This is a genomic window from Cryobacterium serini, assembly GCF_004404025.1.
GTDB classification, from domain to species: domain Bacteria; phylum Actinomycetota; class Actinomycetes; order Actinomycetales; family Microbacteriaceae; genus Cryobacterium; species Cryobacterium serini.
On sequence record NZ_SOHN01000003.1, the window covers coordinates 196426 to 211497 of the forward strand.

13 protein-coding genes and 1 riboswitch are annotated in these 15072 nt (G+C 64.7%); of the genes, 9 read left to right on the forward strand and 4 right to left on the reverse strand.

Annotated features, from left to right (window positions below; all coding sequences use genetic code 11):
• The first annotated feature begins 99 nt into the window (after positions 1–99).
• The 7 genes from E3T51_RS00940 (at position 100) to E3T51_RS00970 (ending at position 6655) form a co-directional block, all read left to right on the forward strand.
• On the forward strand, positions 100–1002 hold the full coding sequence (locus tag E3T51_RS00940) for a sugar-binding transcriptional regulator (RefSeq protein WP_241989117.1): 903 nt from the start codon (positions 100–102) through the stop codon (positions 1000–1002).
• Positions 1003–1086: 84 nt separating this feature from the next.
• Positions 1087–1228, forward strand: a riboswitch (FMN riboswitch).
• 87 nt (positions 1229–1315) lie between these two features.
• Positions 1316–2359 carry a bifunctional diaminohydroxyphosphoribosylaminopyrimidine deaminase/5-amino-6-(5-phosphoribosylamino)uracil reductase RibD gene (gene ribD / locus E3T51_RS00945; RefSeq protein WP_241989093.1) on the forward strand — a complete coding sequence of 348 codons (1044 nt, stop codon included), beginning with the start codon at positions 1316–1318 and terminating at the stop codon, positions 2357–2359.
• Between the two features lie 8 nt (positions 2360–2367).
• Positions 2368–3027 carry a riboflavin synthase gene (locus E3T51_RS00950; protein ID WP_134526313.1) on the forward strand — a complete coding sequence of 220 codons (660 nt, stop codon included), beginning with the start codon at positions 2368–2370 and terminating at the stop codon, positions 3025–3027.
• A complete protein-coding gene (ribB, locus tag E3T51_RS00955) occupies positions 3024–4283 on the forward strand; it encodes a 3,4-dihydroxy-2-butanone-4-phosphate synthase (protein WP_134526316.1) in 1260 nt (419 codons plus the stop codon). Before E3T51_RS00950 ends, ribB begins: the two co-directional genes overlap by 4 nt.
• Positions 4283–4759 (forward strand): 6,7-dimethyl-8-ribityllumazine synthase, encoded by a 477-nt coding sequence (gene ribH / locus E3T51_RS00960; protein WP_134526319.1) that lies wholly within the window; start codon positions 4283–4285, stop codon positions 4757–4759. The genes ribB and ribH overlap by 1 nt, the downstream gene beginning before the upstream one ends.
• A 33-nt stretch (positions 4760–4792) precedes the next feature.
• A complete protein-coding gene (locus E3T51_RS00965) occupies positions 4793–5149 on the forward strand; it encodes a hypothetical protein (RefSeq protein ID WP_104191188.1) in 357 nt (118 codons plus the stop codon).
• 153 nt (positions 5150–5302) lie between these two features.
• On the forward strand, positions 5303–6655 hold the full coding sequence (locus E3T51_RS00970) for an MFS transporter (protein ID WP_134526322.1): 1353 nt from the start codon (positions 5303–5305) through the stop codon (positions 6653–6655).
• Between the two features lie 72 nt (positions 6656–6727).
• Here the strand turns inward: E3T51_RS00970 and E3T51_RS00975 are convergent, their stop codons facing one another.
• From E3T51_RS00975 to E3T51_RS00985, 3 genes are read right to left on the reverse strand one after another with little or no spacing between them, the layout of a single operon-like run.
• Positions 6728–7567, reverse strand: coding sequence for an ABC transporter permease (locus E3T51_RS00975; RefSeq protein ID WP_134526325.1), 840 nt, complete (start codon positions 7565–7567; stop codon positions 6728–6730).
• Positions 7564–8427 carry an ABC transporter permease gene (locus E3T51_RS00980; RefSeq protein WP_134526328.1) on the reverse strand — a complete coding sequence of 288 codons (864 nt, stop codon included), beginning with the start codon at positions 8425–8427 and terminating at the stop codon, positions 7564–7566. Before E3T51_RS00980 ends, E3T51_RS00975 begins: the two co-directional genes overlap by 4 nt.
• The gene (locus tag E3T51_RS00985; protein WP_104191192.1) at positions 8424–9365 is read right to left on the reverse strand and encodes an ABC transporter ATP-binding protein; all 942 of its coding nucleotides are present in this window, start codon (positions 9363–9365) and stop codon (positions 8424–8426) included. The genes E3T51_RS00980 and E3T51_RS00985 overlap by 4 nt, the downstream gene beginning before the upstream one ends.
• A 190-nt stretch (positions 9366–9555) precedes the next feature.
• On the opposite strand from E3T51_RS00985, the gene E3T51_RS00990 reads away from it, so the two are divergent.
• Positions 9556–11382, forward strand: coding sequence for an ABC transporter ATP-binding protein (locus tag E3T51_RS00990; protein ID WP_420898396.1), 1827 nt, complete (start codon positions 9556–9558; stop codon positions 11380–11382).
• 178 nt (positions 11383–11560) lie between these two features.
• On the opposite strand, the gene E3T51_RS00995 is transcribed toward E3T51_RS00990, so the two are convergent.
• Positions 11561–13411 carry a phosphoenolpyruvate carboxykinase (GTP) gene (locus E3T51_RS00995; protein WP_134526334.1) on the reverse strand — a complete coding sequence of 617 codons (1851 nt, stop codon included), beginning with the start codon at positions 13409–13411 and terminating at the stop codon, positions 11561–11563.
• A gap of 179 nt (positions 13412–13590) precedes the next feature.
• Between E3T51_RS00995 and E3T51_RS01000 the strand changes: the two genes are divergently transcribed.
• Positions 13591–15033, forward strand: a complete 1443-nt coding sequence (locus E3T51_RS01000) for a helix-turn-helix domain-containing protein (RefSeq protein ID WP_134526337.1) — start codon at positions 13591–13593, stop codon at positions 15031–15033.
• Positions 15034–15072: the final 39 nt, after the last annotated feature.

Below are 15072 nucleotides of genomic sequence, written 5' to 3' on the forward strand. Positions count from 1 at the left end.
GTATTGAACATACGTGCAAGGAGCCCCGTGACCTTCGATACCGATCCCGCGCAGTCCGATCGCAGCCGCGACGCCCTGACCGCCGCGCACCTGTACTACATGCAGGACCTTACGATGGATGCCATCGCTCAGGAGCTGCACACCTCCCGTTCCTCGGTCTCCCGCCTGCTCAGCCACGCGCGCGAGACCGGTCTGGTCGATATTCAGATCAAGTCTCCGCTGGATGCCCCGAGTCGCCTCGAGCAGCAGATCGAGGCTCGATTTCAGATCACCGCTCACGTCGTTCCGGTTCCGGACAGCGCGAGTGACGTCGATCGGCTCGAGCGTGTCGCCCTGTCGGTTGCACGGATTCTCGGACAGTATTTCGACTCAAACATGACCATGGGCATCGCCTGGGGGTCCACCATGAACGCCATCAGCCGGCACATCACCCCCAAACAGACCCACAACTCCCAAATCGTGCAGCTGAACGGTGCCGGAAACATGCGCACCACCGGCCTGGGTTACGCGAGCGAAATTCTCGGTCGTTTCGGCACGGCGTTCGGCGCGCACGTGCAGCAGTTTCCCGTGCCCGCCTTCTTCGACGACCCGGCGACCAAGCATGCACTGTGGCGGGAGCGCAGCGTCAGCCGCCTGCTTGAGATGCAGGCCATCATGGACATCGCCTTATTCGGTCTCGGTTCTCCCTTCTCCGGCGTGGTCAGCCGCGTCTACGCGGGCGGCTACCTCGAACAGGCCGAATTCGATGCGCTCGGCGCAGCCGGCGTGGTCGGCGACGTGGCGACAGTGTTCTACCGCGCCGACGGTTCGGCCGACGGTATCGCCTTGAACGAGCGATCCACCGGCCCGGACTTCACCGTGCTGCGCCGCACACCGCGCCGCATCTGCGTCGTGGCTGGCCGCTCCAAGCTCGCTAGTCTGCGCGGCGCCCTCGCCGCATCGCTCATCACCGACCTCTTCGTCGATGAGAGCACCGCCCGCGCGTTGGTCGAGGCCCCCTGACGTCATTATCACGACAGCGCTTGTCGCCGGGAATAACACGTCACGCAGGCTGTTGCACTATAACTAGAAGAAGAACTTGCAATACACGTGCTCCGGGGTCGGCGTAATTCCGAACCGGCGGTTAGAGTCCGCGACCCGCTAGTTTCTCGGCACCATCGAGGGACCAGCGGTTGAGCTGGTGAAACTCCAGCACCGACGGTCAAAGTCCGGACGGGAGGCGCACGAGTTGGTTGGCCCCTACGGTTGACCGACGGGTTTGTGCATGCTGTACACCCACACCCCCCGGAGCTCGTCCGATACGGATGAGGGCGGGATGACCAACAACGCGGCAGTCGGCCCTGACCGCCCTATCTTGGCCAGCGCAATGCGCCGTGCCCTCGAACTCGCCGCCCGCGGTCCGGCCACCGGCTTGAACCCACGGGTGGGCTGCGTCATCCTGAACGCCAACGGCGAGACGCTCGCCGAAGGCTGGCATCGCGGCGCCGGCAGCCGGCACGCCGAAGTCGATGCGCTCTCCCAGCTCGCCCCAGGCCTGTCCCGCGGCAGCACCGTCGTCGTCACCCTCGAACCGTGCAATCATTTCGGCCGGACCAGTCCGTGCGCCCTCGCCCTCATCGACGCCGGCGTCGAACGCGTCGTCTACTCCGTGACCGACCCCGGCGAGCACGCCTGCGGCGGTGCCAAGCGGCTGCGCACGGCCGGCATCGCGGTGGAGGGTGGCCTGCTCGCGGATGACGGCGAGGCCCTTCTCGGCGACTGGCTTGTCGCCGCCCGCCTTGGCCGCCCCTTCATCACACTGAAGTGGGCCTCAAGCCTCGACGGTCGCGCGGCCGCTTTCGATGGCTCCAGCCGTTGGATCACGGGCGCGGCGGCACGCGTTGACGTGCACCGGCGTCGTGCCGCCAACGACACGATCCTGGTCGGCACCGGCACCGTGCTCGCCGACGACCCGGCGCTGACCGCCCGCGACTCCGCTGGCGACCTCCTCGCCCGGCAGCCCATTCCCGTGGTCGTCGGCCGACGAGCACTGCCGGCATCCGCTGCGGTGCACGCACACCCGCACTCACCACTGTTTTTCGACGGCTTTGACCTGCCCGGCGTGTTGGCCGACCTGCACAGCCGGGGCCTGCGCAGCGTGTTCATCGAGGGCGGGCCTACCGTGGCGAGCGCCTTCGTCGCCGCTGGCCTGGTCGACGAGTACCTCATCTACCTCGCACCAACTCTCCTCGGTGGCCCCCGGCTGGCTCTCGGCGATTTCGGCGTGACTACCATCGGCGACCAGCGCCGTCTCTCCATCCATTCCCTCGATCGGCTTGGCGACGATATTCTCATCGTCGCCAGACCCCTCACTACCTAAGGAACCCCATGTTCACCGGAATAATCGAGGAGCTCGGCCAGATCGAGCGCATCGAGCACACAGCGGATGCCGCCCGCTTCACCATCTGTGGCCCGCTCGTAGTCGATGGCGCCGGCCACGGCGACTCGATCGCCGTCTCGGGGGTCTGCCTCACCGTGGTCGAGCGCACCGCAGAGACTTTCACCGCCGACGTGATGGCGCAGACCCTGCACATGTCGACACTGTCCGACGCCCACGTCGGCTCCCCGGTCAACCTCGAACGTGCAGCGCTCGTCGGCGGGCGCCTCGGCGGTCACATCGTGCAGGGCCACATCGACGGCACCAGCACCGTACTTGCTGTTACTCCGGGCAACGCCTGGCGGGTGCTGCGATTCAGCGTCTCTGCCCAGCTTGCCAAGCTCGTCGTCGACAAGGGCTCGATCGCAATCGACGGTGTCTCGCTTACGGTGAGCAACATCAGCCCGGCCACCGACGAGGCCCAGTGGTTCGAGGTGTCACTCATACCCGAAACCCTCGCCGCCACGACCCTCGGCGAGCGCCGGGTCGGCGATCTCGTCAACATCGAGACCGACATTCTGGCCCGCCACGTTGAACGAATGCTGGCCCTCAGCGCCGCCACAAAGACCAAAGAACCCCAGAACGCAACCGCACCAAGGAGCGCATCATGAGCCTCGCCGATATTCCCGCCGCACTGGACGCCCTGCGCCTCGGCCGACCGGTCATCGTCGCCGACGACGAGGGCCGCGAAAACGAGGGTGACGTCATCATCTCGGCCCAGCTTGCTACCCAGGAATGGATCGCCTGGACCGTGCGCTACTCCTCCGGTTTCATCTGCGCGCCGATGACCAACGAGCTTGCCGACCGGCTTGATCTGCCGGTGATGGTCGTGAACAACGAAGATCCGCTCGGCACCAACTACACGGTGAGCGTCGACGCCGCCGACCGACTGTCGACCGGGATCAGCGCTGCTGACCGCGCCCACACCCTGCGGGTGCTCGCCGACCCCGCGTCGGCACCGGCGAGCCTGCACCGCCCCGGCCACATCCTGCCACTGCGTGCCAAAGACGGCGGTGTGCGCGAGCGCGGCGGCCATACCGAAGCCGGTGTCGACCTGATGAAACTGGCCGGTCTGGCTCCCGTCGCGGCGATCGCCGAAATCGTCGGCGAAGACGGTGAGATGATGCGCCTCCCCGGCTTACTCGAACTCGGCGAGCGCGAGGGTCTGCTCGTCATCACGATCAAAGACCTGATCAGCTACCTCAATGAGCTGCACCCGAATGAAGCCCTACCGACGACCATGCCGCTCACCGAGGCGCCACGGGTCGACTTCGAGGTAGAGACCACGGTGCCCACCCGGCACGGCGCTTTCCGGGTACGCGCATACCGGGACCGCTCGACCGGCGCCGACCATGTCGCTCTCGTGGCGGGCACCCCCGTCGACGGTTCCATCGTGCGGGTGCACTCCGAGTGCCTCACCGGCGAAGCCTTCGGCTCGCTCAAGTGTGAGTGCGGACCGCAGCTGACCGCTTCGCTCGACATCATCCAGGCGGAGGGCGGCGTGGTCGTCTACCTGCGCGGCCAGGAGGGGCGCGGCATCGGCCTCATCAACAAGCTGCGGGCCTATGCACTGCAGGAAGACGGCATGGACACCCTGGACGCCAACCTGGCGCTGGGTCTGCCCGGTGACAGCCGCGACTATGGCGCGGCCACAAGCATTTTGCACGAGCTGGGATTGCGCAAGGTACGACTGCTGACCAACAATCCCGAAAAAGTGCGCCAGCTCGAGCTGCACGGCATCACCGTGACCGAGCGTGTACCGCTTGTCGTGGGCATCGGGGAGTTCAACGAGGACTACGTTGCTACCAAACGTGACCGGATGGGGCACCATATCTCCAACATCGAAATCATGAATGGAATCGCCTAATGGCTGGAACAGGACCAACAATCTCGGTCGACGCCGCGGGCCTGCGGGTCGTCATCGTGGCAGGTCTTTGGCACGACGTGATCACCGACGGTCTCATCGCCGGTGCCACCCGAGTACTTGAAGAAAGCAACGCCGAGTTCTCGCTCGTACGGGTACCGGGCAGCTTCGAACTGCCCGTCACCTGCAAGGTCGCCCTGGACAGCGGGGCCGATGCTGTCGTCGCCCTCGGCGTAATCATCCGCGGCGGCACCCCCCACTTCGATTTCGTGTCGAATGCGGCAACGGATGGCCTCACCCGGGTCGCCCTCGACACCGGCAAGCCGGTTGGCTTTGGCGTGCTGACGCTGGACGATGAGCAACAGGGTCTCGACCGGGCCGGACTGCCCGGTTCGAAGGAAGACAAGGGCGCGGAGGCAGCATCCGCTGCTCTGGCCACCGCACTCGTGCTGCGGGAGCTACGCGGACACATCGGGTAACTGCGGCTGCGTTTGAGTCCCTAGGCTGAACGCATGGACCTTCTACGCAACATTCTGCTCATTCTGCACTTTGTCGGCTTGGCCTCGCTGCTCGGTGGCTTCCTCGTGCAGATCAAGCCGATCATTGCCGGCAAGGGCACGATTGTCACCGCGATGTTCCACGGCGCGCTCACCCAACTGGTCACCGGTCTGCTGCTCGTCGGCATCATCGAGATGGGCTCGCTCGGCCACATCGACAACGCGAAAATCGGCATCAAGCTGCTCGTTCTCATCGTTATCACCGTGCTCGTAATCGTCAATCGCAAGAAGCCGACCGTGTCGTCCCTCGTGCTGTGGGCCATCGGCGCCCTGACCTTCGCCAACGTCGTGATTGCGGTGCTCTGGAAATAACCGGTCTCGAAGGCGATAGCACCGGGGTAAAGTCAGATGGTGTCCCCTACACGCGGCCACACCACTATTCGTGCGTAAACGCTTCCGCGGGAAGTCAGATCGACTTGCGGGTTTCGTTGGCGCCCAGCCACCTTTGCGGAGCGTTCCACCCTCATGACTACAACCACAGCGTCAGTTTCGACGCCGACCACGCCTCTCAATCCGAAGAGCCGCGTCATTATGGCGAGCCTCATCGGCACGACCATCGAGTTCTACGACTTCTACGTCTACGCGACCGCCGCCGTGCTCGTTTTCCCACACCTGTTCTTTCCGACGGGCAACGAGACCACTGCGCTGCTCGCTTCCTTCGCCGTCTTCGGCGCCGCCATGGTCGCCCGCCCGATCGGCGCGCTGTTCTTCGGCCACTTCGGTGACCGCAAGGGACGAAAGGCCACCCTGGTCGGCGCGCTGCTCACGATGGGCATCGCGACGTTCTTGATCGGCCTGCTGCCGACCTACGACATGATCGGCTGGTGGGCGCCGTTCATGCTCGTCCTCCTGCGTCTCGCGCAGGGTTTCGCCCTCGGCGGGGAGTGGAGTGGCGCGGCCCTGGTCGCAACCGAGAACGCACCCGTCGGCAAGCGTGCCTGGTACGGTACCTTCCCGCAGGTCGGCGCCCCGCTCGGCTTCATCATCGCCAACGGCCTGTTTCTCGCCCTTGCCCTCGCCCTTCCGTCGACCGACCCGACCCGTCCCTCAGAGGCGTTCCTCGACTGGGCCTGGCGCATCCCGTTCCTGTTCTCGGCCGTCATGGTCATCATCGGACTCTGGGTGCGTCTGCGCCTGGTGGAGAGCGAAGTCTTCACCAAGGTCGTCAAAGCCGACCGGGTCGAGAAGCTGCCGCTCGCGGCCGTGTTCAAGTCGAACTGGCGCGAACTCATCCTCGGCACGTTCATCATGCTCGCGACCTACGTGCTGTTTTACCTGATGACCACGTTCACGCTCGGCTACGGCCGCGCCGCGACGGATGCCCTGGTTCCGGGACTCGGCTTCAGCTACAACAACTTCATTCTCATGATGATTCTCGGCGTCGTGTTCTTTGGAATCTTCACCCTCGCCTCTGGACCCTGGGCGGACAAGCACGGCCGGCGTAAGACACTCATCATCGTGACCCTGGCCATCATCGTGTTCGGTGCGCTGTTCGTGCCGCTGCTCGGCGCCGGCTTCCCCGGCGTGATGCTGTTTCTCATCGTCGGCTTCTCCCTGATGGGGATGACCTTCGGCCCGATGGGCGCGCTGCTGCCCGAGCTGTTCCCGACCAGCGTGCGCTACACCGGCTCAGCTTTCGCCTACAACATGAGTTCAATCCTCGGCGCAGCCGTCGCCCCGTTCATCGCCATCTGGCTGTGGACCCTCGGTGAGGGAAGCCCGTTCTGGGTCGGCATTTATCTCTCGGTCATGGCTATCATCACCTTGATCGCGCTTCTGTTGAGCCGAGAAACCAAGGATCTCGACCTGCAACGCTAACGGATTGGTTTTAAGAGCGGGAAAATTGTTGCTTCGAGATACTTCCGGCAACGATTTTCCCGCTTTCGCGCGTTAGTCGAGGAATAGTGCGCGCAAGCGGCGCGTGGTCAGGACCAGACCGATGATGATCATCACGACGTAGTAGAGCACGTGCCAGAGCAGACCCGGGTCGATCTGCCCGGTGGTCAAAGCACGCACCAGCTCGACGCCGTGCCAGAGCGGCAATGCCTGGATCACGTACTGGATACCCTGCGGGTAGACGCTGAGCGGATAAAACGTAGCCGAGAACAGAAACATCGGCAGCAACACGAAGTTGATCCAGTCCATCTGCTGGAATGTCTTCATGTAGCTCGTGACCGCCATGCCCACGCTCGCGAAACCAAACGCGATGAGGAGCACCGCGGGCAGTGCGACCAGCGCCCACCACGACAGATTGAGTCCAAGCGCCTGCATGACGAGCAGGAATCCGGTCGCGTAGAGCAGCCCGCGCAGCAGGGCGAGCGAGATCTCGCCCAGCGCTACGTCGAGCGGGCCGAGCGACGTGGACAGCATGCCCTCGTAGAGCTTGGCGAACTGCATTTTAAAGAACACGTTCCAGGTTGAATCGTAGATCGCACCGTTCATCGCGGCGACGGCGAGCAGGGCCGGAGCAATGAACGCCGCGTAGGTCACCTGAGTGCCGTCAGCGGTCTGCACCTGGCCGATCAGGGCTCCGAGGCCGAGGCCCATTGACAACAGGTAAAAGATGGGCTCGACGAATCCGCTGACCACCACGAGCGAATTAGTGCTGCGTGTGGCCCGCCAGCCGCGCGCCATCACACTGCGCGCGTTGCCGGCATACAGAGTGCCAAATGGTCGGGGCGAGCGAGCGGATGCCGCGATCGTCGACGGGGAGAGCTGCGGCCCGGTCATTTGTTCAACCGGCGCACGGTAATACGGCGCGCCCAGATCCAGCCGATGGTCAACAGGGCGGCGAGGTAGAGCACGTGCACCAGGCTCAGCCAGATCGGCTCCGGCAGGCCGTAGGCGAAGACGCGAGAGAGCTCCGTGCCGTGCCAGAGCGGCGAGATCCAACCGATCCACTGCAGGTACGGTGGCAGCACGTCGAGCGGAAAGAACGTGCCCGAAAACAGGGTCATCGGTAAAATCACGAAGCGTTGCACCATGGCGAGTTGACCGGTGTCGTCCTTGAGGGTGGCCGTGTAGGCCATGACGAGCGCACCGAAGGCGAGGCCGGTGAGCAGCGCCACCAGCACGGCCACAAACCCGAGCGCACCGGGCACTGCCCCGAAGACCAGCATAAAGATGTAGAAAATTGTGCAGGTGAGCAGCATGCGCGCGGCGACCGAGATGACGATGCCGTTGATGATCTGGCCGGGTTGGATGGAGCTCGCGTTCATACCGAAAAAGGTCGGGTTCCACTTGAAACCGAGCATGATCGGGTAGGTGAACTCCTCAGCGGCCACGGCGATCGCACTGCTCGCCAGCAGCGCCGGCGCTAAAAAGGCGAGATAACTCACCCCGGCGACGGCGCCATTGCCGAGATTGCCGTCTACCAGGCTGGCCAGGCCGACGCCCATCGCATAAAGGTAGACGAGCGGGCTGCCGACCGCGGTGAAGAGCACGGTCTGGGTATACGACCGCATCACCCGGAACCGGTGCTCGGCCACGTACCAGGAGCCGTAACGCCGGGTGCGCGCCGCCGCCGCGACGGCCGCGGCCAGAGTCTGTGAGCGGATGCTGTCGCTCACGCCGTGCTGAAAGTTGCTCATTCGATCAAATTCCGGCCGGTGAGACGCAGGAACACGTCTTCAAGGCTTGCGCGGCGTACGAGGCTGGTGATCGGGTGAAGGCCGGCCGCGGACATCCGCTCTAATTCGTATTCACCGCTGTCGCTGTAGACCAGGATGCGGTCGGGCAGCACGTCGACCCGCTCACCGTAGCCCTGGATGCGACCGGCGACCTCGGCATTCTGGGTAGAACCGAAGCGCACTTCGAGTACTTCACGGGAGGAATAGCGGCGAATGAGGTCGGCCGGCGAACCCTCGGCCATGATGCGACCCTTATCGACGACGACGAGGCGGTCGCAGAGTTGTTCGGCTTCGTCCATGTAGTGGGTGGTGAGAAGCAGAGTCGTGCCCTGTTCCTTGAGGCGGAATAAGCGGTCCCACAGAATGTGGCGCGCTTGCGGGTCGAGGCCGGTCGTCGGTTCGTCGAGCAGCAGGATGCGCGGGTCGTTGATAAGGGCCCTGGCGATAGTGAGGCGGCGTTTCATACCGCCAGAGAGGTCGTCAACCTTGGCGCCGGCTTTGTCGGCAAGTTGGGCGAATTCGAGCAGTTCGTCGGCGCGGCGGGCGACGCGGGCGCGTGGCAGCCCGAAGTAGCGGCCGTAAACCAGTAGGTTCTCGCGCACCTTCAGTTCCAGATCGAGGTTGTTTTCCTGCGGCACGACGCCGAGCTGCGAGCGAATCTCGGGACCGTAGCGATTGGGGTCAAGACCGAGCACGTCGAGGTCACCGCTGGTGCGGGTGGAGACCGCGCCGATCATGCGCATCGTCGTGGACTTGCCTGCGCCATTGGGCCCGAGCAGCCCGAAGGACTCCCCCGGCGCGACCTCAAAACTGATGCCGTCGACAGCGACGAAATCCTTCGAATTTTTGACGGGATAACTCTTGACGAGATTCTGGGTGGCGATGACAGGCGCTGGCACAGTTCTAACCTAGACCGCCCCCGCTCCAGTGGGCATGGTTCGCATCTGCGGCGGTTAAGATTTACGAGTGACTTCCGCTACCCGTGCGCCCGAAACCTCCGCTGCCTCCGCTTCTCCCACCGCAGTCAAGCCGCCGCGCGGCCGACGCGGTCACCCAGCCCCCACCGGGCCGAGGGCGACGTTCAGCCAGTTGCTGCCCTACCTGTTCGAGCACAAAAAGGTGCTCAGCGTCGTCATCGTGCTGAGCGTGCTCGGCGCTGCCGCGAGCCTGGCCCAGCCTCTGCTCGTCAGCCGAGTCATTACGATCGTGCAGGTTGGCGATCCGCTCGGATCCCTCGTCGGCCTGCTGATCGCCCTCGTAGTCATTTCGGGTTTGATCAGCGGCTACCAGCATTATCTGTTGCAGCGCACCGGCGAGGGGGTTGTGCTCTCGAGCCGCCGCAAACTGGTCGGGCGCCTGCTGCGCCTGCCGATCAGCGAGTTCGACGCACGTCGCACCGGAGACCTCGTCTCTCGCGTCGGCAGCGACACCACCCTGTTGCGTGCGGTGCTCACGCAGGGCCTGGTCGAAGCCATCGGCGGATCGCTCACCTTTATCGGTGCGCTCGTGGCAATGCTCGTCATCGACCCGGTATTGCTCGGCCTGACCGTGCTCGTCATCGCGGTGTCGGTGGTCACCGTTATCCTGCTCTCGCGTCGCATTCGCACCGCGAGCACAGCCGCGCAGGTCAAGGTCGGCGACCTCGCGGCCAGCGTCGAACGCGCGATCAGCGCCATCCGCACCGTCCGTGCGGCCAATGCAACCGAACGTGAAGTTGCCGTGATCGACGAGGATGCCCGCGGAGCCTGGCGCATGGGGATCAAGGTCGCCAAGATCAGCGCCCTCGTCGTGCCGATCGCCGGCATTGCATTGCAGGTCTCCTTTCTCGTGGTGCTCGGCGTCGGCGGTTTTCGGGTCGCGAGCGACGCCATCACCATTGCCGATCTGGTCGCGTTCATTCTCTTTCTCTTCATGATGATCATGCCGCTCGGCCAGTTCTTCGGCGCGATCACCTCGGTCAACTCCGCGCTCGGCGCGCTCGGCCGCATCCAGGAAATCATCGATCTGCCCGCCGAGGACCAGTTCGACCGCGATATCGCCCCACTCGCCATGACGGTTGGCGCCGCGAACGAAAAGGTTCGCCCCGAGGCGGCCGCAATCAGCTTCGAGGATGTGCACTTTGGGTATGCTGCGGCGCCGGTCGAGGTTGACGCCGAAGCAGATCCTGACAGCCCAGCGACAACGGATGCTGCCGGCTCGGTCACTTCCGCCGCCCCCGCAGGCGCCGCGGAAGCCCGTTCGGTACTCAAAGGAGTCTCCTTCAATGCCCCGCGCGGGCTGCGCACGGCGCTCGTCGGGCCCAGCGGTGCCGGTAAGAGCACGATCCTCGCCCTGATCGAACGGTTCTACGACGTCACCGATGGCACTGTGCGGCTCGGCGGGCTGGACATCCGCTCGCTGGATCGCACGGCGCTCCGCTCACAGATCGGTTACGTCGAGCAGGATGCCCCGGTACTGGCGGGATCGTTGCGCGACAACCTCACCCTGGCAACTCCCGACGCCACCGATGACGAGTGCATCAAGGTGCTGCACGCAGTCAACCTGGGCGAGGTACTCGAACGCGACCCGGCAGGGCTCGGAGCTGCCGTCGGCGAAGCGGGCGTGAAACTCTCCGGTGGCGAACGCCAGCGGCTTGCAATCGCCCGGGCGCTGCTCGCGGCTCCGCCGATTCTGCTGCTCGACGAATCCACGTCGAGCCTCGACGGCAAGAACGAGCAGATGATGCGGGAGGCCATCGACGCCGTCGCGGCCGATCGCACGCTCATCGTGATCGCGCACCGTCTGTCGACCGTGGTCGACAGCGACCAGATCGTGGTGCTCGACCACGGCGAGGTGGTCGGCGTCGGCACCCACTCCGAGCTCGTCGTCTCCACCCCGCTCTACCGGGATCTCGCCAAGCACCAGCTGCTCGTCTAGCGCGGCCTGCCGGTACTATTGCCGGTCAATGTGCGACACGCCGGGCAAACGGCGCTGAGGTGACGGCGTGTCGCGAAATCTACCGGCGTTACGTACGCCGATAGCGCAGAGTCAGCAGCTGGCATAACGCGAATGGCTCCGCCACGGGAGGTGACGGGGCCATTTGCGCGGTACGAGACTAGTCCTTCAGGTGGTAGCGCACGCTCGCGAGTTCGGCGCGCAGTGCTGGCGGCACCTTATCGCCGAACTTGTCGAAGTACTCCTCGGTGAGGTCGCACTCGGCGAGCCAGCTGGTCTGGTCGATCGCGAACAGCGAGTCAACGGCTTCCTTCGACAGGTCGAGACCGTCGAGGTTCAGGCCGTCCTCGGCCGGCAGCAGCCCGATCGGGGTGTCGATGGCGTCGGCTGTGCCCTGGATGCGGCGAATCATCCATTCGAGGACCCGCGAGTTCTCGCCGAATCCGGGCCAGATGAAGCCGCCATCCGCGCCCTTACGGAACCAGTTGACCTGGAAGATCGCCGGGGCGTTGGTGCCGAGTTCCTTGCCAACCTTGAGCCAGTGACCCCAGTAGTCGGCCATGTTGTAGCCACAGAACGGGAGCATCGCGAACGGGTCGCGACGCAGCTCGCCGACGATGCCGTCAGCGGCTGCGGTCTTCTCGGATGAGATCGTGGCACCCATGAAAACGCCGTGCTTCCAGCTGCGGGCCTGCGCCACCAGCGGAACGTTGGTGGCCCGACGACCACCGAAGACGATGGCATCGATCGGCACGCCGCCAGCGGCTTCCCAGTCGTCGGCGATCGACGGGCACTGAGCGGCCGCAACGGTGAAGCGCGAGTTGGGGTGGGCTGCGGTACGACCGGAGTCGGGCGTCCAGTCTTTGCCCTGCCAGTCGATCAGGTGGTCGGGAGCCTTGTCGGTGAGGCCTTCCCACCAGACGTCTCCGTCGTCGCGCAGGGCGACATTGGTGAAGATGGTGTTGCCCCACATGGTGGAGACGGCGGTGGGGTTGGTGGTTTCACCGGTTCCGGGGGCGACTCCAAAGAAGCCGGCCTCAGGGTTGATCGCCCAGAGACGACCGTCTTCGCCCTGGCGCAGCCAGGCGATGTCGTCGCCGATGGTTTCGACCTTCCAACCGGGGATGGTCGGGCGCAGCATCGACAGGTTCGTCTTTCCGCAGGCCGATGGGAACGCGGCCGCCATGTGGAACACGCCGCCCTCGGGCGAGATCAGCTTGATGAGCAGCATGTGCTCGGCCAGCCAGCCCTCGTCACGGCCCATGACCGACGCAATGCGCAGAGCAAACGACTTCTTCGACAGCAGGGCGTTTCCGCCGTAGCCGGAACCGTAGGACCAGACCTCGCGGGTGTCGGGGAACTGCACGATGTACTTGTCGTCGTTGCAGGGCCACTCCACCTCGGGGCGAGTGATGCCCGACTGGTCGACGAGCGGGTAGCCGACGCTGTGCACGGTGTGCACCCACGGTTCGCCCGCTTCGATCATGGTCAGCACGGTCTCGCCCATGCGCGTCATGATGCCCATGTTGAGTACGACATAGGGAGAGTCGGTGATCTCAACGCCGAGCTGCGAGATGGGGCCGCCAAGCGGGCCCATCGAGAACGGCACGATGTACATGGTGCGTCCGCGCATGCAGCCGGCGAAGACACCGCGCAGTTCGGCGCGCATGGCGGACGGTTCGGCCCAGTTGTTGGTGGGGCCGGCATCCGCTTCATCGTTAGAGCAGATGAAGGTGCGGTTCTCGACGCGGGCGACGTCCTTCGGATTGGTGCGAGCGAGAAAGCTGTTCGGGCGCCATTCCGGGTTCAGCCGGATGAGCTGGCCGGAGGCGACGAGCAGTTTGGACAGCTCGTTGGCCTCGCGCTTGGAGCCGTCGCACCAGACGATCGCGTCGGGTTCGGTCAGGCGCGCGATCTCATCGACCCAGGCCTGCAGGTTGGGGTCGGTGCTACCCGTGCGGGCCGAGTTGGCGTCCCCGGTGGTCTGGCGGGAGGAGTTGGTGAGGGTCATCGTCTGGCCTTTCTGTTCTGCTCGGGTAGGTGCAAAGTTGTGGAACGCCGGGCTGCGTTGCTCACGTGGCGTTGCGTACGGCCATAATTTTGGCCACAAACCAAGGATGGCCCCCTCTGCAGGAGAGAAACCGTGATATTGCGAGTTAAAAACCACTGTTCTTTAGATATCGTTAAGGAATGGCGCCTCAAGCTTCCGATCTGATCACCCTCGGCCATCGCATCCGTCATTTTCGAAGCGAACGCGGCCTCACCCTCGACCAACTCGGTGAGCGCGTCAGCCTCGCCGGCAGCCAGCTGTCACTGATCGAGAACGGCCGTCGCGAACCAAAACTCTCCACCCTGCAGGAGCTTGCGACGGCCCTGACCGTCGACCTGGCCGAACTGCTCCGCCGGGAAGCACCGAATAACCGGGCGGCCCTTGAGATCGAACTGGATCGGGCGCAGAAAAATCCGCTGTACAAAGCGCTGGGACTGCCCATTGTGAAAGTCACGAAGGGGATGCCGCTGCCGGCCATCGAGTCGCTCCTCGGCCTGCACCGCGAACTGTCGCGCCGGGCCAGCGAAGCCATCGCGACGCCGGAGGAGGCGCGGCGCGCCAATACCGAATTGCGTGAGCGGATGCGCGAACAGGGCAACTACATGCCCGAGATCGAGGAGCTCGTCGAGGAGCGGGTGCGCGCCAGCGGGCACGTGTCGGGCGCCCTCACCCACCGCGAGGTCAGTGTCATGGCCGATCAGCTCGGCTTCAGCCTGATCTATGTAAATGATCTGCCGGCCTCCACCCGGTCGGTCACCGACCTCGCCAACGGGCGCATCTACCTGCCACCCGCCTCGATTCCCGGCGGCCACGGGCTGCGTTCGATGGCGTTGCAGGCGATGGGCCATCGGCTGCTCGGGCACGAACGACCCGGCAGCTATGCCGAATTCCTTTGGCAGCGACTCGAGATCAACTACTTCGCGGCGGCCTGTTTGATGCCGCGCGATGCATCCGTTGCTTTTCTTTCACATGCCAAGCAGGAGCGCGAGTTGGCCGTGGAAGACTTTCGTGACGCCTTTGGCGTCACCCACGAGGCGGCGGCTTTGCGGTTGACCAACCTCGCGACGTCGCACCTGGATATGACGCTGCATTTTCTGCGGGTCAACGGAGACGGCGCACTGCAGAAGGGGTACGAAAATGACGACCTGCCGTTTCCGGTGGACGTCACCGGGTCGATCGAGGGACAGTACGTCTGCAAGCAGTGGAGCGCCCGCAGTGCCTTCACCCACACCAACCGCACCACCGAGTACTACCAATACACCGACACCCCGGCCGGCACCTACTGGTCGGCCACCCAGACCGGGTCAACGGACGCCGGTGAGTTCTCGATCAGCGTCGGTGTACCGTTTGCGCAGGCGAAGTGGTTTCGCGGACGAGAGACCACGCAGCGCACGGTGTCGCGGTGCCCAGACGAGTCATGCTGCCGGCGCCCCAACTCGGATGCCGCCGCCCGGTGGGCGGGACGGGCCTGGCCAAGCGCGCGGCTGCACGCGCACGTACTGTCGCCGCTGCCGTCTGGAACCTTTCCCGGCGTTGACGACTCCGAGGTGTACGCGTTTTTGGAGGCGCACGCGGCGGAGTAGCCGGACCATATAGTTTGAAGCAGATCGTTGATCGCCCAG